Here is a 22818-nt window from a genome sequence, read left to right on the forward strand (position 1 = left end):
AAGGCAGCGTGATACGATGGAGAAGCAATGAAGCGAATTGTTGTCCGGTCAGGACCCTATTCCGCGCTTCTCCGGACGTCGGCCTTCTGGCTCTAATAACGGGTATCAGAGACCGGCCGTCACGCCAAATGCTAAATTCCCTGTTGCGAAACCCGCAAACGCTCTATACGTAGCGTATATATTCACCAGTTTCAGCCCTGCAACGGAGCGACAGGCGATGGCGCGCGTCACCGTGGAAGATTGCATTGATAAGGTCGACAACCGGTTCGACTTGGTTCTTTTGGCCGCACATCGCGCGCGGACGATTTCATCCGGTTCGCAACTTACGATTGACCGCGATAACGACAAGAATCCCGTTGTTGCGCTTCGCGAGATAGCCGAACAGACCATCTCCCCGGAGGATATGCGCGAAGAGCTGGTTCATTCCTTGCAGAAGTTTGTCGAGGTCGACGAGCCCGAGCCCGACACCGTGCCTTTGATCGGTTCAGCCGGGGCAAGCGTCGATGCGGACGATACCGAGGTTGCCGTCGAGCGCATGACGGAGGAAGAACTGCTGAAAGGCCTGGAGGGACTCGCGCCTCGCGAGGAACAACCCGAAGAGGACGAATGATCGGCTCATCACCGACAGTAAGGTTTAAAAGCCCGGACCTCGGTCCGGGCTTTTGCGTTTAGTCAGGTCGTGGGATCGGCGGCCGCTTTGATAACCAAAATCTGGTACGCCTAAAGATCGAATTCGACTTTCGGTCGGGACAATCTAGGATAGACACTGGAGGGTGAACGGCGGGTTCCGCGCGATGAAGACACTTGGTTCTATGACAGGCTGGCCTCGCAGAAGGCGACAGATAGAGGCCGCGACCGACTCGGCCGCAGCGGCGCCGATGCCGGCTGCCCCCGTCAAGCCGCCGCGCCCGCGAATGATGCGTCAGTACGACCTGGTCGAACGCGTTCGCTCCTACAACCCCGACACAGACGAGGATTTGCTGAACCGAGCCTACGTCTATGCCATGAAAGCTCATGGCGAACAGATACGGGCGTCGGGCGATCCCTATTTCTCCCATCCGCTTGAGGTGGCGGCCATCCTGACCGGTCTCAAGCTCGACGATGCCACCATCGTCGCGGCGCTGCTGCACGATACCATTGAGGACACCGAGGCCACCCGCGCCGAGATCGACAACATGTTCGGGCCAGAGATCGGCGCGCTGGTCGAGGGCCTGACCAAGCTGAAACGGCTGGAACTGGTCTCGCGCGAGGCCAAGCAGGCCGAAAATCTGCGCAAACTGCTGCTGGCGATTGCCGACGACGTCCGCGTGCTGCTGATCAAGCTTGCGGATCGGCTGCACAACATGCGTACTCTCGAGTTCGTGCCGCCGATGTCGCGTCAGCGCATCGCCGAGGAAACCCTCGACATCTACGCGCCCCTTGCAGGCCGCATGGGTATGCAGGAGATGCGGGAGGAGCTTGAGGATCTGGCGTTCCAGACCCTCGATCCGGAAGCCCACGCGGTGGTGGGGCAGCGGCTTGATGCGCTGGCCGAGCGTAACCGCAACCTCATCGGCGAGATCGAGAGCCAGCTCACGACCAGTCTTGCGAACAAAGGTATCGTTTCGCGGGTAAGCGGTCGTCGTAAGCAGCCGTTTTCGATCTGGACCAAGATGGAACGGAAATCGGTCGGGTTCGAGCAGCTTTCCGATATTTTCGGATTTCGCGTCGTAATGCCCGATGTCGAAGCCTGCTATCGCGCTCTCGGTGTGGTCCACATGACGTGGCCGGTCGTGCCAGGCCGTTTCAAGGACTATATCTCGACTCCGAAGCAGAACGACTATCGCTCGATCCACACCACAGTGATCGGACCGGGCAATCAGCGTGTCGAATTGCAGCTCCGGACCGAGGAGATGGATTGTATCGCCGAGCTCGGCATCGCCGCACATGCCTTTTACAAGGAAGGCGCGGGCTCGCCGACCGAATTGCTCAATCGCGAGTCCAATGCGTTCGCATGGCTGCGTCATACCATCGAAATGCTGTCGGAAAGCGCCAATCCGGAAGAATTCCTTGAACACACCAAGCTCGAATTGTTTCACGATCAGGTCTTCTGCTTCACCCCGAAGGGGAAGTTGATCGCGCTGCCGCGGCACGCGAATGTCATCGACTTCGCCTACGCCGTGCATACCGACGTCGGCAACAGCACGGTGGGTTGCAAGATCAACGGCAAATTCGCGCCGCTGTCGTCGCGATTGCAGAATGGTGACGAGGTCGAGATTCTGACTTCGGACGCTCAGTCCGCACCGCCATCTGCCTGGGAATCGCTTGCGGCAACCGGCAAAGCGCGGGCGGCGATCCGGCGCGCCACGCGCGCCGCCGTACGCGGTCAGTATGTCAGTCTTGGTCGGCGGATTGTGGAACGCCTGTTCATCCGCGCGAAGATCGAATACGCCGACGACAAGCTCACCGGCGCGTTGCCCCGGTTGGCGCGCGCGACGATTGAGGATGTCATGGCCTCGGTGGGGCGGGGGGAAATGCGCGCCGCCGATGTCGCGCGCGCGATGTACCCGGACTACAAGGAGGAGCGCTTAGGGCGCCCAGGCGTCAAGAAGAGCCTGGCGGCGAAACTCAAATTGAAATCGCTGCCGGATCCGGCTCGTGGTCCGGCGGTGATCCCGATAGGCGGCATCAATTCGGGCTTGCCGATCAAGTTCGCGCCCAGTGGTGGCGCGGTGCCGGGTGATCGTATCGTCGGCATCATCACGCCGGGTGAGGGTATCACGATCTATCCGATACAGTCGCCGGCGCTGACGAATTTCGAGGAAGAGCCCGAGCGCTGGCTCGACGTTCGTTGGGACGTCGACGACACTACGCCTCAGCGGTTCCCGGCGCGCATCGTGCTGGATAGCCTCAACGAACCCGGCAGTCTCGCACAGGTCGCGACCGTGATCGCCGAGCACGATGGCAATATTGACAATATCAGCATGACGAGGCGCTCGTCCGACTTTACCGAAATGACCATCGATCTCGAGGTCTACGATCTCAAGCATCTCAGCGCCATCATCGCCCAGTTACGCGCCAAGGACGTTGTGGCACGGGTCGAGCGGGTCAATGGCTAGTAATAAAGTGATATAGATCGCGACCGGTCTTCATGTGCAATCTCAGTTTGTCTTCCCAAGCCGGCAAAATCGACTGCTCACATTTTAGTTTAACGTCGCGATGCTAAGCCAACGCGATACGAAGCAGATTAAGAGTTCTTTGATGTCCCATCCTCCATCCATACGCCTAGGAGTTAATGTCGATCACGTCGCCACCATCCGTAACGCGCGCGGTGGCGATCGGCCGGATGTGGTGCGAATAGCGCTTGCGGCGATTGCGGCTGGCGCCGACGGCATTACCGCGCACCTGCGCGAGGATCGCCGTCATATTCGCGACTCCGACATGGCGAGGCTAAAGGCCGGAATTGCAAAGCCTCTCAATTTCGAGATGGCGGCGACGGCGGAGATGCAAGGGATCGCGCTCGCCACCAAACCGCACGCCGTTTGTCTGGTCCCCGAGCGGCGGGAGGAGCTGACCACCGAGGGCGGTCTCGACGCGGCCGGCCAATACAACGCGCTGGCGCCTTTCGTCGCAAAACTGAACGATGCTGGCATCCGGGTCTCGCTGTTCATCGCCGCCGACCCCAGGCAGATTGAGGCTGCGGCGAAACTGCGCGCGCCGGTGATCGAGATTCACACCGGCGGCTGGTGCGATGCTGTCGTGGAGGATGACAAAGAGAAGGCGGATGCCGAGTGGCGTCGTATTGTCGAAGGCGCGGCGTTAGCCAAGTCGGCGGGCCTTGAGGTTCATGCCGGCCATGGTCTCGATTACGCGACGGCGGAGACGATCGCAGCTCTGCCCGAGATCGTCGAACTGAATATCGGATACTTTATGATGGGCGAGGCGTTGCTTGTCGGCGTCGCCGAGACCGTTCGCACCATGCGTGCGGCCATGGATCGCGGACGCGCAACGCTGAAGATACGGACGGCATGATCATTGGCATCGGCTCCGACTTGATCGATATTCGCCGCGTGGCGACAGTCATGGAGCGTCATGGGGATCGATTTCTCAACCGGATCTTCACGGAGGTCGAGCGGGCGAAGGCCGAGCGGCGCGCCAGCAATGAGAAGATGGTGGTTGCGACCTATGCGAAACGGTTTGCCGCGAAGGAAGCGTGCGCCAAGGCGCTCGGGACTGGAATCCGGCAGGGCGTATGGTGGCAGGACATGGGCGTCATCAGTCTGGCGACCGGGCAACCCTCTATGAGACTAACGGGCGGGGCGCTGAAACGGCTGGAACTGCTCACGCCCTCCGGCCTTGAGGCCCGCATTGACGTGAGCCTTACCGATGACTGGCCGTTGGCGCAGGCTTTCGTCATAATTTCGGCCGTCGCAGCAGGCAAATTTTGAGTCGGCTGGCACTGAGTCTAAACTAAAATATGCTATTTATCAGATAGTTATCTGATTTTCACGACACGGTTGATTGCGCGGTCGTAAACAACCGTCTAAAACGCCGCAGGGACCACGATCAGGGTGAATCAGCTCGAATCGTGACGAATTGCGTGCGAATTCGTCCAAATACCAGAATTCACTGCGTTATTGTGCGGAACGGATACGCTTCGCTTGAAATGCTTTGCCATCGCTTTGAAACGGCGGCCACCTAGATAGGGAAACGATGAGCGTGTCATCCGGAACCAAAACTGAAAGCGGCGTCGGCGAGACCGTCCGTGTCGTTATCCACGCTCTCCTAATCGCACTGGTGATCCGGACCTTTCTGTTCCAGCCGTTCAACATCCCCTCGGGCTCGATGAAGGCGACGCTATTGGTAGGTGACTACCTGTTCGTTTCGAAATACTCATACGGCTACAGTCACTATTCCATCCCATTCTCACCGCCGCTGTTTTCAGGGCGGGTGTTCGGTTCTGAACCGAACAGGGGCGATGTCCTGGTGTTTCGTCTGCCGAAGGATAACACCACCGACTATATCAAGCGGGTGATCGGGCTGCCGGGCGACCATATCCAGATGAAGGAGGGGCTGCTCTACATCAACGATACACCGGTGCAGCGCGAACGGTTGCCGGATTTCGTGGGTGAAGACCCTTGCGGCTCTGATGCGACGGCGCGCGTAAAGCAGTGGCAGGAAACGCTGCCGAACGGCGTCACCTACAAAACGCTCGATTGCGTCGATAACGGCTTCTACGACAATACCAACGTCTACACCGTGCCGCCGGGCCATTTCTTCATGATGGGCGACAACCGCGACAACTCGACCGACAGCCGCGTGCTCTCCGCGGTTGGTTATGTGCCGTTCGAGAATCTGGTCGGACGGGCGCAGATGATCTTCTTTTCGATCGCGGAGGGCGAGCATGCCTGGCAGATTTGGCGCTGGCCCGCCGCGGTGCGCTGGAATCGCATATTCTCCATCGTGCGATGATCGACGAATCGGCTGATATTAAGCCAGTCCCGCCTCCCCACGACGTAGCCGTGCCATCCGGCGCGGAGCCGGTGGCGCTTGCCCCGAAGAAGAAGCGAGCCCGGACCACCACAAAAGCCATTATGGCCGCGATCGAACAGCGGTTGGGTCATAAGTTTGCTGATATCTCGCTGCTCACGACGGCCTTCACCCATGTCTCGGCGCTAAAGTCATCGCGCGGACGCTGCGATAGCTACCAGCGTCTCGAATTCCTCGGCGATCACGTGCTCGGTCTGGTGGTTTCCGACATGCTCTACCGTGCCTTCCCGCAGGCGGACGAGGGCGAATTGTCGAAGCGCCTGGCTGATCTGGTGCGCAAGGAGACGTGTATCGACGTTGCCAAGTCGCTCGATCTGCAAGAGGGCGTCAAGCTCGGCGCGGTCGGCGCTGGCGCCGGGGCTCGGCTACGCCGGTCCGTGCTCGGCGACATCTGCGAGGCGGTGATTGGGGCGGTTTATCTCGACGGTGGCTATGCGGCGGCAGCTACCTTCGTCGAACATAACTGGCTTGAGCGGATGCGCAAGCCAGTGCGACCGCTGCGCGACCCCAAGACCGTGCTGCAGGAGTGGGCGCAGGGCAAGGGGCTGCCGACGCCGGTTTACCGCGAAGTGGAGCGCACCGGGCCGCATCACGACCCGCGCTTCCGCGTTGCGGTGGAATTGCCGGGGCTGGAGGCTTCGGAAGGTATTGGCGGAAGTAAGCGTGCGGCGGAGAAGGCTGCGGCATCCGCCATGATCGCTCGTGAAGGTGTCAAGTGAGCGAGACCGGCCCGGCTGCGCGATGCGGTTTCGTGGCGTTGATCGGAGCGCCGAACGTCGGCAAGTCGACCCTGGTGAACGCGCTGGTCGGCTCCAAAGTCACTATCGTCTCGCGCAAGGTGCAGACCACTCGTGCGCTGATCCGCGGCATCGTTGTCGAGAACAACGCCCAGATCATTCTGGTCGATACTCCCGGTATCTTCGTCCCGAAGCGGCGGCTCGATCGCGCCATGGTTTCGACCGCATGGAGCGGAGCCTACGACGCCGATCTCGTCTGCGTGCTTCTCGACGCACGCGCGGGCATCGATGACGAGGCCGACGCCATCCTGACGAAGCTCGCTGGCGTGGCGCATCCGAAAATTCTGGTGCTGAACAAGATCGACCTCGTCCCCCGCGAAAAGCTGCTGGCGCTGACCAGCGCGGCCAACGAACGTCTCTCGTTCGAGAATACGTTCATGGTATCGGCGTTGTCGGGCGACGGCACCGATGATCTGCGTCGTGCGCTGGCCGGGCGCGTTCCGGAAGGGCCGTTTCACTATCCGGAAGACCAGATGTCGGACGCGCCATTGCGCCATCTCGCTGCCGAAATTACCCGCGAGAAAATCTACCGCCATCTGCATCAGGAACTGCCGTATCAATCAACCGTCGAGACCGACTCCTGGACCGAACGCAACGATAAGACGGTTCGTATCGAGCAGACCATCTTTGTTGAACGTGACAGTCAGCGTAAGATCGTTCTGGGAAAGAGCGGCGCGACCATCAAGGCGATCGGCGCCGAATCCCGCAAGGAGATCGGCGAGATCATCGGGCAGCCCGTGCATCTGTTTCTCTTCGTGAAGGTGCGTGAGAAGTGGGGCGACGATCCGAACCGTTATCGAGAAATGGGACTGGAGTTTCCCAAGGAATAGGCCGACGGAATGACCATCCCGAGAAACGTGCTGCGGTTTGAAGTTCTGCTGTACCTTTCGCTCCTGATCGATACGTTGTCGGCTGCTTTTATCGCACGCCCGTCGGCCGAGATCGACCAGGCGGCTGCGGTGAGCGCCGATACGTTCGTCGTTATCGTGTTTGTGTTATTTCTGCTTTTGGTGTGGCTTGCAGCACGGCAACGAAAGAATTGGGCGCGATGGGCGCTGGTCGTCGCGCTTGCGCTTTCGGTGCTTTCGATGCTCGGTTCCTTAAACTATGGGCTGACTCTGGCATTGTCAGTCGATCTGTTTTCGACCGGTTTGGCCGGAGCCGGACTATATTTTTCGTTCTCCGATGACGCGGAAAAGTGGTTCCACTGACGGTGCAATCGAATTGCTGCGAAACGGCAGGATACCGTAGACTGGCGCCATGGAATGGACCGACGATGGCATCGTGCTCGGAGTGCGGCGACATGGCGAGTCCGCGGCTATCGTCGAGCTTTTGACCCGCAGCCATGGGCGCCATCTCGGCCTTGTGCGTGGCGGAGCCGGATCACGGATGCGTCCGTTGTTACAACCCGGGAATTCGGTCAACGCGCTGTGGCGGGCGCGGCTTGACGAGCACCTCGGCACCTATGTGCTGGAAGGAACGCGCATGCGCGCAGCGAGCCTGCTCGCATCGTCACATGCGACCTATGGCGTGACCCATCTGGCAGCGTTGGCGCGCCTGCTGCCGGAGCGCGACCCGCATGAAGGCATGTTTGCGATGCTGGAAAGGACGCTGGATGATTTCGACAGCGCGGGCGGGGCGGCGATCCATCTGGTCCGGTTCGAGCTGGCGATGCTGACCGAGCTCGGTTTCGGCCTCGATCTGTCGGCCTGTGCTGCCACTGGCGCCACCGCAGACCTCATCTACGTCTCTCCGAAATCGGGCGGGGCCGTGTCGCGGCAGGCCGGCGAGCCCTGGCGCGACCGGCTCTTACCGCTGCCGCCTTTTCTCCGCGCGATCGACGACGAGCAAAACTGCTGGTCGGAACAAGACCTGCTGGACGGGTTTGAGCTAACCGGGCGCTTCCTGCTGCGCTATGTGCTGGAGCCGCGCGGGCAGGGCCATTCCGACGCTCGGGCCGGGTTTATCAACGCGGTGGTGCGAAAGCGGGCACCGGCAATTCCGGAGGGCGCGCACGCCGGGGCTGGCGGAGGCAGGGCATCCAGTTAGCCGCAGGTTGAGTTTACACCCTCCCCTCGAGAAGGGGAGGTCATTCGCACACCTTGTCGCCGTACCTGACAGGCGTTAACCCGTCCGCATGGGAAAACGATTGATTCCGGCTGAGCCGGCCGAAATTCATGAAGTGCAACTGCGGGATGCGCTGGAAGAGCGCTATCTCGCCTATGCGCTGTCCACCATCATGCACCGCGCATTGCCGGACGCCCGCGACGGCTTGAAACCCGTGCACCGGCGTATCCTTTACGGCATGCGGTTGCTGCGGCTCGATCCCGGCTCGGCCTTCAAGAAGTCCGCCAAGATTGTTGGCGATGTGATGGGCTCGTTCCATCCTCACGGTGATCAGGCGATCTACGATGCCATGGTGCGGCTCGCGCAGGATTTCGCCTCGCGATATCCGCTGGTCGACGGCCAGGGAAATTTCGGCAACATCGACGGGGATAATCCCGCCGCCTATCGTTACACCGAAGCGCGCATGACCGATGTGGCGCGGCTGCTGCTCGACGGCATCGACGAGGACGCCGTCGAGTTTCGTCCGAACTATGACGGCCAGAGCCGCGAGCCGGTGGTTCTGCCCGGCGGCTTTCCTAACCTGCTCGCCAACGGCGCGCAGGGTATCGCGGTTGGGATGGCCACCGCGATTCCGCCGCACAACGCCGCCGAACTTTGCGACGCCGCGCTACATCTGATCGACAAGCCGGACGCGAAATCGAAATCGTTGCTGAAATGGGTCAAAGGGCCGGACTTCCCGACCGGCGGCATCATCATCGATTCCAAAGAGAGCATCGCCGAGGCCTACACGACCGGGCGCGGCGCCTTCCGCACCCGAGCCAAGTGGCATCAGGAAGAAGGCGCGCGCGGCACCTGGGTCATCGTGGTCACGGAGATTCCGTGGCTGGTGCAGAAATCGCGACTGATCGAGAAGATCGCCGAACTGCTCAACGAGAAGAAGCTGCCGCTGGTCGGCGATATCAGGGACGAGTCGGCCGAAGACATCCGCGTTGTCATCGAGCCGAAGTCGCGCAACGTCGATCCCGAGCTGGTGATGGAATCGCTCTTCAAGCTGACCGAGCTTGAGAGTCGCATTTCGCTCAACCTCAACGTTCTCATCAAAGGCAAGATTCCAAAAGTCGTCGGCCTTGCGGAGTGCCTTCGCGAATGGCTGGACCATCTGCGCGACGTGCTGCTGCGGCGCTCCGCCTATCGCAAGGCGCAGATCGAGCATCGGCTGGAAGTGCTTGGCGGCTACCTGATCGCGTATCTGAACATCGACAAGGTCATCAAAATCATCCGCACCGAAGACGAGCCGAAGCCAGCCTTGATGAAGGCGTTCAAGCTGACGGAGGTCCAGGCGGAGGCCATCCTCAACATGCGCCTGCGTAGTTTGCGCAAGCTCGAGGAAATGGAGATACGCACCGAGGACAAGAACCTGCGGGCGGAACTCAAGGGTATCAATGCCGTGCTGGGCTCCGAAGCCAAGCAGTGGGAGAAAGTCGGCGAACAGGTGCGCAACGTGCGTGACATGTTCGGCCCCAAGACACCGCTCGGCAAGCGCCGCACCGTCTTTGCGGACGCGCCCGAGCACGATCTTGCCGCGTTGGAAGAATCGCTGGTCGAGCGCGAGCCGGTCACGGTCGTTGTATCCGACAAGGGTTGGGCGCGGACGCTGAAAGGTCACGTCGAAGATCTGTCGAACCTGTCCTTCAAGACCGACGACAAGCTCGGCTTCGCGTTTTTCGCTGAAACGACGTCAAAGCTGTTGCTGTTCGCCACCAACGGTAAATTCTATTCGCTCGACGTCGCGAAACTGCCGGGCGGACGTGGTCATGGCGAGCCGATCCGCCTGTTCATCGATCTCGAGCAGGATGCAGCGATCGTGTCGCTATTCGTCCACACTGGCGGCCGCAAGTTTTTGATCGCGAGCCATGAAGGGCAGGGGTTCGTCGTCAACGAAGACGATTGCGTCGGCACCACTCGCAAGGGCAAGCAGGTGCTCAATGTCGAGATGCCGAACGAGGCCAAGGCGATCGTGACGGTCGCGGGCGATCAGGTCGCGGTCATCGGCACCAACCATAAGATGGTGATCTTTCCGCTCGATCAGGTGCCGGAGATGGCGCGCGGCCGCGGTGTGCGATTGCAGAAGTATAAGGACGCAGGGCTGTCCGACGTCGCCGTATTCGATTCGAAAACCGGTTTGACGTGGCGGGACTCCGCGGGCCGCGAGCAGGGCTTGAGCTGGAAGGACTTGTCCGACTGGCGCGGCAACCGCGCCGACGCCGGACGCCTCGCGCACGGCCTACCGAAATCGAACAGGTTCGGCCGAACCATCTGACATCGTGATAGACATCTAAGCGGAGGCTGACCATGACCGTGACGATCTATCATAACCCGTCTTGTGGAACCTCCCGCAACACGCTGGCAATGATCCGGGAGAGCGGCGAGGAGCCGGTGATCGTCGAATACCTCAAGCACCCGCCGGAGCGTGCACGGCTTCGCGCGCTGGCTGACGCCATGGATCTTCCCGTTCGCGCGCTGTTGCGGGAGAAGGGCACACCCTATGCCGAGCTTGATCTCGGCAATCCCAAATGGACCGATGATCAGCTTCTGGATTTTATGCTGGCGCAACCGATCTTGATTCAACGCCCGATCGTGGAAACCCCGAAGGGCGTGCGGATTTGCCGTCCGGCCGAAACGGTGCTCGAACTGCTCGATTCTCCCGTCGCTTCTGGCGAGTAGGTCTCACGTACCGCATCTGGGTTGAACCCCGCGATCTCGGCGACGCGGTGCATCGCCGCTTGCGAACGCCTATAGCGTTTTCGAGCGAAGTGGAATCCGGTTCGCATGAAGAAAACGCGTCAATCAAAAATACTCTAGCGGAAACCGCTGCACACTTTTTTCTGCATCCCGCTCTAGATGCATTTGCAAATGAGTTGCAATAAAACTGGAGTTAGCCCATTATCACGTCCGATGGATATGAAAACATCCGCTTTGTCGCCCGAACCGGCTTCGGAGCCGTCGCAAGGGACCTTCTCGGCTGAGACTGGCTGGAGTTCGGAAGCGCCAGTCCGTCCCAGTCTCGAGGAGGTCCATGCGACGGTGCGGGTTCCCGCGACCGGGCACTGGCTGCGTCGCATGCTGGCCTTTGCGGGACCCGGTTACATGGTCTCGGTGGGGTATATGGACCCCGGCAACTGGGCCACGGACATCGCGGGCGGCTCGAAGTTCGGTTACACGCTGCTATCGGTCATCCTGCTGTCGAACCTCATGGCGATCCTGTTGCAGGCTCTGGCCGCCCGGCTCGGTATCGCTGCCGGACTTGATCTCGCGCAGGCATGCCGCGCCAGCTATTCGCGACCCGTCAATTTCATGCTTTGGCTGGTCTGTGAGGCCGCGATCATTGCCTGCGATCTGGCCGAGGTGATCGGCACGGCAATCGCGTTGCAATTGCTGTTCGGCATCCCGTTGATCGGCGGCGCGCTGATCGCGGCGCTGGATGCCTTTCTGCTGCTGCTGTTGATGAACCGCGGCTTTCGTTTCCTCGAGGCTTTCGTGGTCGCGCTATTGATCGTGATCGCGGTCTGTTTTGCGATCCAGATCGTCGCTGCCGCGCCACCGGTCGCCGAGATTTTGCGCGGCTTCGCGCCGTCACGCGAGATCGTTACCAATCCGGCAATGCTCTATATCGCCATCGGCATTATCGGCGCGACGGTCATGCCGCATAACCTCTATCTGCATTCGTCGATCGTGCAGACTCGGGCTTATCCGCGAACCACGGAGGGGCGGCGGAGCGCGATCCGCTGGGCGACCGCCGATAGCACGCTAGCCTTAATGCTGGCTCTGTTCGTCAACGCGGCCATTCTGATCGTCGCTGCCGCAGTGTTTCACCGCAGCGGACACACCGAAGTGGCCGAGATCGGAGATGCGTTCAGGCTGCTGTCGCCACTATTGGGTCTCGGCATCGCATCAACGCTGTTCGCGGTCGCGCTTCTCGCCTCCGGCATCAATTCCACAGTGACGGCGACGCTCGCAGGCCAGATCGTGATGGAAGGCTTCCTGCGTTTGCGGATGCCAATGTTGGCGCGGCGGTTCGTCACCCGCGGCATCGCCATCGTTCCCGTGATCGTCGTCACCGCGCTCTATGGCGAGAGCGGAACCGCGCAGCTTCTGGTTCTCAGTCAGGTCGTGCTGTCGATGCAGTTGCCGTTCGCGGTGATCCCACTCGTCCGCTTCGTCTCGGACCGGCGCAAGATGGGCGACTTCGCGATTTCAACCGGGACCGCCGCCGTGGCATGGATCATCGCGGGCGTGATCGTGATCCTGAATGTGAAGCTGTTGGCGGACACGGTTGCCGGATAGGGCACGGCATTGTAATCGTTCGAACGTGTGCTGGACCCTCTGAGGTCACCACGATCGGATGAGCATCTCCGTGGCTAACTGATTACTTCGATCGTCAGCTCGATGGTCTGCGTTTTGAAAGTGTTTCATCTCAAAGTAGGTTTCAAGATTCGCTCAACGCAGGTGCATTCAAAGCAGGACGGTAACGATGACGATAGATGGCAACGTAGTGACCTGTTTCTCTCAATCCTCGCAATGAGTGCTTACAATCGTTGTGGTGGAATGACCGGAGCGCGGTTGGCTTAGATTGCCGCGTCGCCTGTCGATCGACTGTTCTCATCCACGCGCAACCAGCCCGTGGGCGCAAGGCGCTGCTGTGGCAGGAAGCGGCCCTTGTAATCCATCTTCCGCGATCCCTCGATCCAGTAGCCGAGGTACACATAGGGCAGGCCGAGCCGCCGCGCACGCGAGATGTGATCGAGAATGATGAAGGTGCCGAGCGAACGGTTCTGTTCGGCCGGTTCGAAAAACGAATAAACCATCGAGAGCCCGTCGCTGAGCACATCGGTTAGCGCTACCCCCACCAGTTCGCCGCGTTCGTTGATACTGCTCACCGGGTTGCGCCTGCGATATTCGATGATGCGAGTCTCGACGTGGCTGTCTTCCACCATCATCGCGTAATCCAGCACGGTCATATCGGCCATGCCGCCGTGGCGGTGTCGCTGGTCCAGATAAGCGCGAAATACCGAGTATTGCTCCGACGTCGGCATTGCGGCACGCAGGTTGCCGACAATGTCAGCGTTCCGCGATAGCACCCTGCGGGCACTGCGCGACGGCCGAAATTCATCAGCGATCACCCTCACCGAAATGCAAGCACGACACTGGTCGCAAGCCGGACGATAGGCGATTGACTGACTGCGGCGGAAACCGCCATGAGTCAGCAGATCGTTGAGTTCGCCTGCCTTTTCGCCAACCAGATGAGTAAATACCTTGCGCTCGCTGCGATCGGGCAGATACGGACACGGCGAAGGCGCGGTCAAATAGAACTGCGGGGTATCTCGCGAGTGCTGGGTCACGGCGCCTTGTCAGCCTCCGACAAATTACATTGCAGCATCGCGCTCCCAGGGCTGACCGTCAATCCGGGTTGCCGCGATATCAATAGCTTCCATGTGGTTCCGCAACTGTCGCAAGATCCGAATTGTTGATGATGACGGTCCCCAACAACATGTCATGCAGCATGCGTCGCCGGTTGTTGAACAGGCTGATCAGGAGGATCAGCGGCGTAAACATCGACACCGAGATCCAGAACAGGATCGCGTGCATGGCACCGAGCACAAAATAACTTGGCTCGCCATGCCAGGTCCGCATTTCCAGACCCATGGCCCGCATCCCGATCGTCGCCGAATGTCGGCCGCCAAGTGTCACGCCGTAGTAAACGATGGCCCAGATCAAGGAGGCGGGCGACACCAGCCAGAATAGCGCCCAGCCGAGCCCGAGCGTGATGACGCCGAATATTGCGATGAAGATCATGCCAAGGATCACTGGTATCGAAAGCACCAGCAGATCGATCAGGAATGCAAAAAAGCGCCGGGCCAAAACACCGCGAAACAGCTCGGGCTGCATCCAGGGATCAAACGCACGCCGCTGGAACTCGGCAGAGTTGCCACTCTGCGCAGTGTTGAAGCCACCATCGGCCATGTCCAATCCTCCACGGCGCTCAGCACGGCATTTCTGCCGCCCTTCGACATGGCGACGTGCTGCCTGGGTTACAAGCCCTCAGAAGCTCAGAGGCGTACGGAACGGTGGCGTACGGGCCGGGGAGGGAGGATCAGCCGTTTCGTTTCAGCTTCTCCGCTGCCTCCGCAGCAAAATAGGTGAGTACGCCGTCGGCGCCGGCGCGTTTGAAGGCAACGAGGCTTTCCATCATCGCCCGATCGCGGTCGATCCAGCCATTGCCTGCAGCGGCGGCAATCATCGCGTACTCGCCCGACACCTGATAGGCGAAGGTTGGCATTCCAAACGTGTCTTTTACGCGCCGCACAATGTCGAGATAGGGCATACCCGGCTTCACCAAGACCATGTCGGCGCCCTCGGCAATATCGAGTTCGACTTCACGCAGCGCTTCGTCGGAATTGGCGCTGTCCATCTGATATGTGCGTTTGTCTCCGGTGAGCGCCTTGGCCGAACCGATGGCGTCGCGGAACGGGCCATAAAACGCGGATGCATACTTCGCGGCATACGCCATGATCTGCACATCGACGAACCCCGTTTCGTCGAGAGCCCTTCGAATCGCACCGACGCGGCCATCCATCATGTCGGACGGAGCAATGATGTCGCAGCCGGCTTCCGCCTGCACCAGCGCCTGCTGGACCAGAACCGCAACGGTTTCATCGTTGAGTATCCTGCCGTCCTCAATCAGACCGTCATGGCCATGACTGGTGAAAGGGTCGAGCGCCACGTCGCAGAGCACGCCGAGGTCCGGAAATTCCCGCTTGATGGCGCGGACCGACTTGCAGACCAGATTCTTGGTATTGAGGGCTTCGCTGCCGGAGAGGTCTCGCAACGCGGGATCGGTGTAGGGGAACAGCGCGATGCAGGGGATGTTCAGCTTGAGCGCTCGTTCAGCGTCACGCACGCACTGGTCCACGCTAAGACGGTCGACCCCGGGCATTGAGGGAACAGGCGTCCGTCCGTTGGCGCCATCGGCGACGAACAGCGGCCAGATGAGGTCGTCGGTTGTCAGAACGCTTTCGCGGACCAAACGGCGGGCCCATTCCGCTTTGCGGTTACGACGAAGCCGGGCCACGAGATCGAGCGGAGGGGCGGTGATCGCGGCATCGCGGCGGGGTCCATCCCGCATTTCAATGGGACGCCCGTATTTTATCGCCATGTTGCCGACACTCCCGAAGGCCAGAACCAATTGGATTTTTGTAGCATCAGGAACCGGCTTCGTCACCGCGCTCGTGCATCTCGGTGCATTGCAATTGATTTTATGGTTCCGGAAAGTCATGAATTGATCTCGCATGGCTGTCGGTTCCGGTTGTGAGCATCCTGATGTCTAAAACCTCATCGCGCGAGCAGATCCCGCGGGATCAAGCCATGTCGGTGGCAAGAAGTTCGACTGCACAGACAGAAGCCGACGAAAACCTCTGGACCCGGCGACTTGTGGTGTTTCTGCGGGCCATGGCGGTGCTATCGCTCGTCGTTGGGCTCTATCATTGGGCTCAATTGACCGGATTCATAGGCAGCGAGGACGACGGCTTTGAGAACCAGATGGTGGCCTGGCAGGCGGCGACGATCTACTTCGCCGTGATCGAGCTTGTGGCTGCCGTGGGTCTATGGCTGGCCACGCCATGGGGCGCCGTCGTGTGGCTGACCACGGTGGTCTCAATGGCCGTCGTCGAACTTATGTTTCCGGCGATCTACGGCGGCAACCTGATCATCGTCGGATTGGAAACCGCATTGCTCACGGCCTATCTGGCGCTGGCATGGATGGCTGCGCGTGAACGGCCGCCATAGATGAGGCGTGCGACGAGCGTCGGGCCGATAGAAGGGAGCACGGCTTGAACTGTAGCGGCTCTTCCGAACGGACGTCATTTCCAGATCGGAGATGACGAAGTCCCGTAAAGTTTTCCGAGAATTTTTCGCAATAAGAATTTGGTCACCCTAACGGCCCGGTTATCTATATTGACCGAGTATTTCAAATCTGAACCGTGCTGTTTCTGAATGCGACAGCGGTCGCACACGAAGCGTGAACAGCGCAGCGGAAACGTCAACGAAGGGTTGCGAAATGCCCTTTTCTGGCGACTTAATCGGCGATTCACTCTCTTAAATTCATGATGTCTTTATTGTCTTATTTAAGCTGATCTTCAAACGCCCCCCCTAAGGTCTCAGCTATCAGGCGGAACACAAGTTTCGTCGAATAAGTCGAAAAACGACAACAGGGGATGTCATCATGAAAGCCGTTGCGAAGGCTCACGAGCCCGCGGAACAGGTTGCCGGCCAGGCACCGGTGCAGTCGCTCTATCTCGAAGCATTGACCTTGGTCGAGCGACTGCATCGCAGACTGCTCGATGTCATTAAAGATGAATTCGATCGTCGCGGTCGGGCCGACATCAATTCGGTGCAGGCGCTTCTTCTCTATAACATCGGCGACAAGGAACTAACGGCCGGTGAGCTGCGAACCCGCGGCTACTATCTCGGCTCCAACGTTTCTTACAATCTGAAGAAGCTCGTCGAGCTTGGATTCCTCGATCATCAGCGCTCGCGCGTGGATCGCCGCTCGGTGCGAATCCGCTTGACCACGCAGGGCCAGGAGATTCGACGCATCGTCGATGCGCTTTATCAAAAGCACGTCAAGACTGTCGAACAGGTCGGCGGCATCTCAAACGAGGAGTTCGCAACGCTGAACAAGTCGTTGCATCGCCTTGAGCGCTTCTGGACTGACCAGATTCTATATCGGCTCTGAGTTTTCTCCGGAACAGGGCGAAGTCGGCAGCAAGATCGGCAACCCGTTCTCCGGATACCCTGAACGCGATATTCCCCGCATTTGCGCCCATCGGCCCGGTTCGTCCGGAGCCGGGGGCGTTTTGTCGTTGTTTGGTGGCGATAACAGCACCTGGTAACGCCACCTGAACGCTACTTGCCGTTCGCTTCACGGTTTGCAGTCGATTGCGGTACAGAGGCAAGGCATATGAAAGGTCTGCTCACATGATCACCGAGATCGCGCAAATCGAGATCAAGCCGGGCAGCGAGAAAGATTTTGAGGCTGCTGTGTCGCAGGCTCAAACGATCTTCAAGCGCTGCAACGGCTGGAGAGGTTTTGAGTTGCATAGGTCCATCGAGAGACCGTCACGCTACAGGCTGCTGATCAAATGGGAAACGCTTGAAAACCATGTCGTGGATTTTCGCGAATCCTCAAACTTCACCGAATGGCGTGCGCTGGTGGGGTCATTCTTCGCTTCGCCCCCCGAGGTCGAACACACCGAAACGGTGGTGATTTCCAGCGTCTGACGGCAAGAACTTTTCCGCTTCTGATGGAACAGTAGCGGAGCTCTCAGATTTTGATTTTGACGTGTTGTCTTCGCGCGAACCGGTACTTACTTCGCTCGAAAACGCTATAGTTAGCTCTGGGCAACCGCAGTTTGATCCGGCCAGACGTGGTTCAGCACCACCTTGATGACCGCAATCAAAGGCAGCGCCAGCGCCAGACCCCACACGCCGAACAGCACACCGAGGAAAATTTGTGCCGCGAACAACGTCGCAGGCGGAATGCTGATGGCGTGGCGCTGAATTAGCGGCGTTAGTACGTTGCCTTCAAGAAATTGCACGGCGAGATAGAGCGCGAAGGAGCTGATGATCGCGGTGAATCCGGAGCCGAGGCTCGCCAGCACGATAAGAGCGCCCGCCAGGATGGCGCCGACGTTGGGGATGAACGTCAGGAGCCCGGTAACGAAGCCCAGCACCAGCGCGCCGGGAATGCCGATCACGGTCAACCCGATCCATGTCAGCAGGAACAGCGTGGCCATGGTGGCCATTTGACCGAGCAGCCACCGGCGCAATGTCTCGCTGACATCGTCGATGAGGCGCGTTGCTTCGGGTAGTCGTTGTCTAGGCACGAAACGCAGGATGCCGTCTCGATAGAGTTTTGGCTGTGCCGCCAGTAACAGCCCCAGGAAGATGATGATGAAGAAGTTGCCAACGCCCTCAAAGACGTGGGCTAGAATTTTGATGGTCTGAGTGACGATTGCGCCGGTTCCGGAGGCGATGGTGCTGGCGTCGGGTAGTTTCGGGCCGAGCGACGGCGAGGCAGATGTGGTGGGCGTCGGAATGGCACCGGCGTCGGTTGGCGCCGCCTTGGTGCCCAGGTTGAGGAAGCTGGTGTCGATCCCTTGCTTCTCGAGAAAATCCTTGGCGTTGCCAAGCTGCGCGCGGAGGGTCGAACTCAATGCCGTAGCCTGTTGGGCGATGGTTGCGCCGCCGAGTACAACCACACCGGACAACAGCCCGGTGAACAGGAGGCACACGATCACCAGCCGCAGGGTTTGATTTCCGCCGAACACCCGGCGCAGCAGATCCGCCATGGCCGTGAGGAACACGCCAAACAGGATGCCAGCGAACAGCATGAACAGCGTTGCTGCGGAATACCATGCCAGTGCGAGGGCTGCGCCAAAGGCGACAATGCCAATGCCGCCGGCCGCGATCGAGCGGGCAAGAGACCGCCGTTCGAAGCCCTGAGTTTCAGGCGAACCGTCCACTTTCAACCTCACTGATTCCCAAAGCAGGCACTCTTTCTGCAAACCCCGCAGGGATCAAGCTGGCGCGACCGTACGGAGTACGACCGTTCAACAAAAAGGGCGCCCCGCGATGGGCGCCCTTGAGCTTTCGAAACCTGCGGAAGATTTCGCAGGTCGCGATTACAGCGAGTAGTACATATCGAATTCGATAGGGTGCGGCGTCATCTCGAAGCGCTCCACCTCGGCCATCTTCAATTCGATGAAGGCGTTGATGAAGTCGTCGTCAAACACACCGCCGACCTTGAGGAAGGCGCGATCCTTGTCGAGGTTTTCCAGCGCTTCGCGCAACGAGCCGCAAACCGTTGGAATCTGCTTCAGCTCTTCCTTCGGCAGATCGTAGAGGTCCTTGTCCATGGCGGGGCCGGGATCGATCTTGTTCTTGATGCCGTCGAGGCCCGCCATCAGCATCGCAGCGAAAGCGAGATACGGATTGGCCATGGGGTCAGGGAAACGAACCTCAACACGCTTGGCCTTCGGCGAGGTGGTGTAGGGGATACGACAGGAGGCCGAACGGTTGCGCGCCGAATAGGCGAGCAGCACCGGCGCCTCGTAGCCCGGGACCAGGCGCTTGTAGGAGTTGGTGGAGGGATTGGTGAAGGCGTTGATCGCCTTGGCATGCTTGATGATGCCGCCGATATAATACAGGCAGGTTTCCGATAGGTCGGCGTACTTGCTGCCGGCGAAGGTCGGCTTACCGTCCTTCCAGATCGACTGATGAACGTGCATGCCCGAGCCATTGTCGCCGTAGACGGGCTTCGGCATAAAGGTGGCGGTCTTGCCGTAGATGTGCGCGACCTGATGAATGCAGTATTTATAGACCTGCATCTGATCGGCCATGTGGGTCAGTGTATCGAACTTCATGCCGAGTTCGTGTTGGGCAGATGCCACCTCGTGGTGGTGCTTCTCGACCTTCACGCCCATGCGGGCCATGGAGCCAAGCATCTCCGAACGCATGTCTTGGATCGAATCCTGCGGTGGAACGGGGAAGTAGCCGCCCTTGTTGCGGATGCGATGACCTAGATTGCCGCCCTCATATTCGGTATCGGAATTAGTCGGCAACTCAGAGGAATCGAGCTTGAATCCGGTGTTGTAGGGCGTGGACTGAAAGCGCACGTCATCGAACACGAAGAACTCGGCTTCCGGGCCGACGTAGACCGTATCGCCGATGCCTAGCGATTTTACCATCGCTTCGGCTTTTTTTGCGATTCCGCGCGGGTCGCGATTATAGGGCTCGCCTGTGGAAGGCTCCAGGATGTCGCAGGTGATCACCATGGTGGTCTCGGCGAAGAACGGATCGATCGACGCCGTCGCCGGATCGGGCATCAGCATCATGTCGGATTCGTTGATCGCCTTCCAGCCGGCGATCGATGAACCATCGAACATCGTGCCCTCGGCGAAAAATTCCTCGTCGATCATGCTCACGTCGAAGGTGACATGTTGCCACTTACCGCGCGGATCAGTGAATCGCAGATCGACGTACTTTACGTCGTTGTCCTTGATTGATTTCAGGACGTCATTGGCGGTCTTCATAAATACCCCTTGTCTATGCTGGTCTTGGTAATCGGCGGCGCGAAGCGGCCGTCTGTATGGCTTGTTGTGTGGATGTCGTTCTCAAAGGGTCTAGATTGCGTCGAGGCCGGATTCCCCCGTTCGGATCCGAATAGCCTCTTCGATATTGGATACGAAGATCTTGCCGTCGCCGATGCGGCCCGTTTGGGCGGCGCGCCTGATGGCCTCGATGGCTTTTTCGACCAGATCATCGCCGATCACAATCTCGATTTTGACCTTGGGCAGGAAGTCCACCACGTATTCCGCGCCGCGATAGAGCTCGGCGTGTCCTTTCTGCCGGCCAAAGCCTTTCGCTTCGATCACGGTGATGCCTTGCAATCCCATCTCCTGCAGAGCTTCCTTTACTTCGTCAAGCTTGAACGGTTTGATGATGGCTTCGATCTTTTTCATTGAACGTCTCCTGGCGCTTTCAATATCCAGCCAGGGGCTGATGCGCGCTCACACTGCCGCCTGCAGCAGCGGTCATGCACTGGTTTTCGGACGGACAAAAGTCGCGGGACACGCTTCATTGCCCGCCAGTGGATACACTGGGTCGAATTTCGCCTTCAAAGCAGGGTTTGTGCCAATACGCAATTTGTAAAAAACATCCATAATATCATACGATTAAGGTAACTTGACATATCTGTAGGTGAGCGTCTGACCAGCGGCCAGACTATAAATTAGGCACTACGTTTATTTTTTGTGCAACGTTGGATGTGCGAGACGGGCACGTTGCCGCTATCGGGTTTGAGGCCATGGAGATTCTGACGACCGGCGAAATGGAGCAGGCCGATCGGCTGGCGATTGCGGGAGGCACGTCGGGTTTTGCCCTGATGCTGCGTGCCGGGCAGGCGGTCGCGGACACAGCCGCCGACCTCGCAGAGGAAGGCTCGATCCTGGTTGTCGCCGGATGCGGTAACAACGGCGGGGACGGGTTCGTGGCTGCTACGGAGCTGGCGGCGCGCGGTTACGACGTTTCGGTCATCCTGATGTGCGAGCGAAGCAGCCTCAAGGGCGACGCCGCGCTCGCAGCAAAAGGTTGGAAAGGACCGGTGCTGCCTTGCGACCTCTCCACGCTCGGCTCACCCGCGCTGATCATCGATGCGCTGTTCGGCGCGGGTCTCAACCGGCCGGTCATGGGTGACGCCCGTGCGATGATCGAGGCAATCATCGCCAACGGCGCGCCGGTGCTCAGCATCGATCTGCCGAGCGGCATTAACGGCACCACTGGCGCGATCATGGGCGCGGCGATACGCGCTACCGAAACGGTAACGTTCTTTCGCAGAAAACCGGCGCATTTGCTTTTACCGGGTCGGATTTTTTGCGGCCGGGTGCGCGTGGCCGATATCGGTATCACCGATGCGGTACTGCATAAGATTCGCCCTATAACCTTTGAGAATATCCCGGATTATTGGCAGAGCGTGTTTCCAGTGCCACCTATCGACGGGCACAAATATGCGCGCGGCCATGCCGTCGTTGTGTCCGGCAATCTGACATCCACGGGCGCTGCCCGACTGTCCGCGCGCAGCGCGTTGCGCATGGGAGCCGGGCTTGTGAGCGTGCTTTCCCCCGACGATGCGCTGGGCGCGAACGCGGCGGCGCTGACTGCCGTGATGGTACGCCGCATGAATGACGCGGCCGGTCTCGCGGAAATCCTGGAAGATCGGCGCATCAATGCCTGCGTGATCGGACCTGGCGCCGGGATCGGCGAGGAAACGCGAGCACTTGTGACGACGGCTATTGCAGCCAAGCGGGCGCTGGTGCTCGACGCCGACGCACTGACGAGCTTTGCCGACGCGCCGGGTCGCTTGTTCGAGACCATCAAGCAGAGCGGAAGCGCCGACATTATCTTGACCCCACACGAAGGAGAGTTCCATCGTTTTTTCAGTGAGATGATTGAGAAACATCCACTTCGATCAAAACTTGAGCGGGTGCGTGCCGCGGCCGAGCGTTCGGAAGCGGTCGTTCTGCTCAAGGGGCCGGACACGGTGGTGGCCTCGCCCGACGGCCGCGCGACGATCGCGGCCAATGCCCCGCCATGGCTGGCGACGGCAGGCTCGGGCGACGTACTGTCCGGCATGATCGGCGGGCTGCTGGCGCAGAGGGTGCCGGCCTTCGAGGCGGCGTGCATGGGGGTCTGGATGCACGGCGAGACGGGGCTCGAGGCGGGACCGGGACTGATCGCCGAGGATTTGCCGGAGGTGTTGCCCGCTGTCTTGCGGCGGCTCTACGATCGGTTCGAGGTTGATTACTAAACA

22 protein-coding genes are annotated in these 22818 nt (G+C 59.7%); 16 read left to right on the forward strand and 6 right to left on the reverse strand.

The window, feature by feature from the left end; translation table 11 throughout:
• Positions 1-217 precede the first annotated feature (217 nt).
• The 12 genes from rpoZ to GGQ85_RS00210 all read left to right on the forward strand — a co-directional run bounded on the left by rpoZ (position 218) and on the right by GGQ85_RS00210 (position 12737).
• A complete protein-coding gene (gene rpoZ / locus GGQ85_RS00155) occupies positions 218-610 on the forward strand; it encodes a DNA-directed RNA polymerase subunit omega (protein WP_079446711.1) in 393 nt (130 codons plus the stop codon).
• A gap of 202 nt (positions 611-812) precedes the next feature.
• Positions 813-3098 (forward strand): RelA/SpoT family protein, encoded by a 2286-nt coding sequence (locus GGQ85_RS00160; RefSeq protein WP_309772580.1) that lies wholly within the window; start codon positions 813-815, stop codon positions 3096-3098.
• Positions 3099-3240: 142 nt separating this feature from the next.
• A complete protein-coding gene (locus GGQ85_RS00165) occupies positions 3241-4011 on the forward strand; it encodes a pyridoxine 5'-phosphate synthase (protein ID WP_309772581.1) in 771 nt (256 codons plus the stop codon).
• The gene (gene acpS / locus GGQ85_RS00170) at positions 4008-4427 is read left to right on the forward strand and encodes a holo-ACP synthase (RefSeq protein ID WP_079446710.1); all 420 of its coding nucleotides are present in this window, start codon (positions 4008-4010) and stop codon (positions 4425-4427) included. Before GGQ85_RS00165 ends, acpS begins: the two co-directional genes overlap by 4 nt.
• A gap of 265 nt (positions 4428-4692) precedes the next feature.
• Entirely contained in the window at positions 4693-5451 is a 759-nt protein-coding gene (gene lepB, locus GGQ85_RS00175; protein WP_079446709.1) for a signal peptidase I, read from the forward strand.
• Complete coding sequence (gene rnc, locus GGQ85_RS00180; RefSeq protein ID WP_079446757.1) at positions 5448-6248, forward strand: ribonuclease III; 801 nt, start codon at positions 5448-5450, stop codon at positions 6246-6248. Before lepB ends, rnc begins: the two co-directional genes overlap by 4 nt.
• Positions 6245-7156, forward strand: coding sequence for a GTPase Era (era, locus tag GGQ85_RS00185; RefSeq protein ID WP_309772587.1), 912 nt, complete (start codon positions 6245-6247; stop codon positions 7154-7156). The genes rnc and era overlap by 4 nt, the downstream gene beginning before the upstream one ends.
• Positions 7157-7165: 9 nt before the next feature.
• Positions 7166-7537, forward strand: a complete 372-nt coding sequence (locus GGQ85_RS00190; protein ID WP_309772589.1) for a hypothetical protein — start codon at positions 7166-7168, stop codon at positions 7535-7537.
• Positions 7538-7586: 49 nt separating this feature from the next.
• Positions 7587-8375: a DNA repair protein RecO gene (recO, locus tag GGQ85_RS00195; protein ID WP_309772591.1), complete on the forward strand. Its 789-nt coding sequence runs from the start codon at positions 7587-7589 to the stop codon at positions 8373-8375.
• An 88-nt stretch (positions 8376-8463) separates the two neighbouring features.
• A complete protein-coding gene (parC, locus tag GGQ85_RS00200) occupies positions 8464-10713 on the forward strand; it encodes a DNA topoisomerase IV subunit A (RefSeq protein WP_079446705.1) in 2250 nt (749 codons plus the stop codon).
• A gap of 32 nt (positions 10714-10745) precedes the next feature.
• Entirely contained in the window at positions 10746-11117 is a 372-nt protein-coding gene (gene arsC, locus GGQ85_RS00205) for an arsenate reductase (glutaredoxin) (protein ID WP_309772594.1), read from the forward strand.
• A 231-nt stretch (positions 11118-11348) separates the two neighbouring features.
• A complete protein-coding gene (locus tag GGQ85_RS00210; RefSeq protein ID WP_309772596.1) occupies positions 11349-12737 on the forward strand; it encodes an Nramp family divalent metal transporter in 1389 nt (462 codons plus the stop codon).
• 281 nt (positions 12738-13018) lie between these two features.
• Here the strand turns inward: GGQ85_RS00210 and GGQ85_RS00215 are convergent, their stop codons facing one another.
• The 3 genes from GGQ85_RS00215 to hemB all read right to left on the reverse strand — a co-directional run bounded on the left by GGQ85_RS00215 (position 13019) and on the right by hemB (position 15606).
• A complete protein-coding gene (locus tag GGQ85_RS00215) occupies positions 13019-13792 on the reverse strand; it encodes an arginyltransferase (RefSeq protein WP_079446702.1) in 774 nt (257 codons plus the stop codon).
• A gap of 79 nt (positions 13793-13871) precedes the next feature.
• Entirely contained in the window at positions 13872-14414 is a 543-nt protein-coding gene (locus GGQ85_RS00220) for an RDD family protein (protein WP_309772598.1), read from the reverse strand.
• Positions 14415-14544: 130 nt separating this feature from the next.
• Positions 14545-15606 carry a porphobilinogen synthase gene (gene hemB, locus GGQ85_RS00225; protein ID WP_309772600.1) on the reverse strand — a complete coding sequence of 354 codons (1062 nt, stop codon included), beginning with the start codon at positions 15604-15606 and terminating at the stop codon, positions 14545-14547.
• 164 nt (positions 15607-15770) lie between these two features.
• Between hemB and GGQ85_RS00230 the strand changes: the two genes are divergently transcribed.
• The 3 genes from GGQ85_RS00230 to GGQ85_RS00240 all read left to right on the forward strand — a co-directional run bounded on the left by GGQ85_RS00230 (position 15771) and on the right by GGQ85_RS00240 (position 17729).
• Positions 15771-16235, forward strand: a complete 465-nt coding sequence (locus tag GGQ85_RS00230; protein WP_309772604.1) for a DUF6163 family protein — start codon at positions 15771-15773, stop codon at positions 16233-16235.
• 433 nt (positions 16236-16668) lie between these two features.
• Positions 16669-17184, forward strand: coding sequence for a transcriptional regulator LdtR (ldtR, locus tag GGQ85_RS00235; protein WP_079446699.1), 516 nt, complete (start codon positions 16669-16671; stop codon positions 17182-17184).
• A 242-nt stretch (positions 17185-17426) separates the two neighbouring features.
• Complete coding sequence (locus GGQ85_RS00240; protein WP_079446698.1) at positions 17427-17729, forward strand: antibiotic biosynthesis monooxygenase family protein; 303 nt, start codon at positions 17427-17429, stop codon at positions 17727-17729.
• A gap of 110 nt (positions 17730-17839) precedes the next feature.
• Here GGQ85_RS00240 and GGQ85_RS00245 read toward each other — a convergent pair whose 3' ends face one another.
• The 3 genes from GGQ85_RS00245 to GGQ85_RS00255 form a co-directional block, all read right to left on the reverse strand.
• A complete protein-coding gene (locus tag GGQ85_RS00245; protein ID WP_309772610.1) occupies positions 17840-18985 on the reverse strand; it encodes an AI-2E family transporter in 1146 nt (381 codons plus the stop codon).
• Positions 18986-19132: 147 nt separating this feature from the next.
• On the reverse strand, positions 19133-20542 hold the full coding sequence (gene glnA / locus GGQ85_RS00250; protein ID WP_079446696.1) for a type I glutamate--ammonia ligase: 1410 nt from the start codon (positions 20540-20542) through the stop codon (positions 19133-19135).
• 90 nt (positions 20543-20632) lie between these two features.
• Complete coding sequence (locus GGQ85_RS00255) at positions 20633-20971, reverse strand: P-II family nitrogen regulator (protein WP_309772613.1); 339 nt, start codon at positions 20969-20971, stop codon at positions 20633-20635.
• Between the two features lie 344 nt (positions 20972-21315).
• Between GGQ85_RS00255 and GGQ85_RS00260 the strand changes: the two genes are divergently transcribed.
• On the forward strand, positions 21316-22815 hold the full coding sequence (locus GGQ85_RS00260; RefSeq protein WP_309772615.1) for an NAD(P)H-hydrate dehydratase: 1500 nt from the start codon (positions 21316-21318) through the stop codon (positions 22813-22815).
• The last annotated feature ends 3 nt before the right edge of the window (positions 22816-22818 follow it).

It is taken from the genome of Nitrobacter vulgaris (assembly GCF_031453995.1).
In the GTDB taxonomy this organism is placed as follows: domain Bacteria; phylum Pseudomonadota; class Alphaproteobacteria; order Rhizobiales; family Xanthobacteraceae; genus Nitrobacter; species Nitrobacter vulgaris.

Coding starts and splice junctions, on each gene's coding strand:
- rpoZ (WP_079446711.1), top strand. CDS start 218: ATGGCGCGCGTCACCGTGGAAGATTGCATTGATAAGGTCGACAACCGG.
- GGQ85_RS00160 (WP_309772580.1), top strand. CDS start 813: ATGACAGGCTGGCCTCGCAGAAGGCGACAGATAGAGGCCGCGACCGAC.
- GGQ85_RS00165 (WP_309772581.1), top strand. CDS start 3,241: ATGTCCCATCCTCCATCCATACGCCTAGGAGTTAATGTCGATCACGTC.
- acpS (WP_079446710.1), top strand. CDS start 4,008: ATGATCATTGGCATCGGCTCCGACTTGATCGATATTCGCCGCGTGGCG.
- lepB (WP_079446709.1), top strand. CDS start 4,693: ATGAGCGTGTCATCCGGAACCAAAACTGAAAGCGGCGTCGGCGAGACC.
- rnc (WP_079446757.1), top strand. CDS start 5,448: ATGATCGACGAATCGGCTGATATTAAGCCAGTCCCGCCTCCCCACGAC.
- GGQ85_RS00190 (WP_309772589.1), top strand. CDS start 7,166: ATGACCATCCCGAGAAACGTGCTGCGGTTTGAAGTTCTGCTGTACCTT.
- recO (WP_309772591.1), top strand. CDS start 7,587: ATGGAATGGACCGACGATGGCATCGTGCTCGGAGTGCGGCGACATGGC.
- parC (WP_079446705.1), top strand. CDS start 8,464: ATGGGAAAACGATTGATTCCGGCTGAGCCGGCCGAAATTCATGAAGTG.
- arsC (WP_309772594.1), top strand. CDS start 10,746: ATGACCGTGACGATCTATCATAACCCGTCTTGTGGAACCTCCCGCAAC.
- GGQ85_RS00210 (WP_309772596.1), top strand. CDS start 11,349: ATGGATATGAAAACATCCGCTTTGTCGCCCGAACCGGCTTCGGAGCCG.
- GGQ85_RS00220 (WP_309772598.1), bottom strand. CDS start 14,414: ATGGCCGATGGTGGCTTCAACACTGCGCAGAGTGGCAACTCTGCCGAG.
- hemB (WP_309772600.1), bottom strand. CDS start 15,606: ATGGCGATAAAATACGGGCGTCCCATTGAAATGCGGGATGGACCCCGC.
- GGQ85_RS00230 (WP_309772604.1), top strand. CDS start 15,771: ATGTCTAAAACCTCATCGCGCGAGCAGATCCCGCGGGATCAAGCCATG.
- GGQ85_RS00240 (WP_079446698.1), top strand. CDS start 17,427: ATGATCACCGAGATCGCGCAAATCGAGATCAAGCCGGGCAGCGAGAAA.
- glnA (WP_079446696.1), bottom strand. CDS start 20,542: ATGAAGACCGCCAATGACGTCCTGAAATCAATCAAGGACAACGACGTA.
- GGQ85_RS00255 (WP_309772613.1), bottom strand. CDS start 20,971: ATGAAAAAGATCGAAGCCATCATCAAACCGTTCAAGCTTGACGAAGTA.
- GGQ85_RS00260 (WP_309772615.1), top strand. CDS start 21,316: ATGGAGATTCTGACGACCGGCGAAATGGAGCAGGCCGATCGGCTGGCG.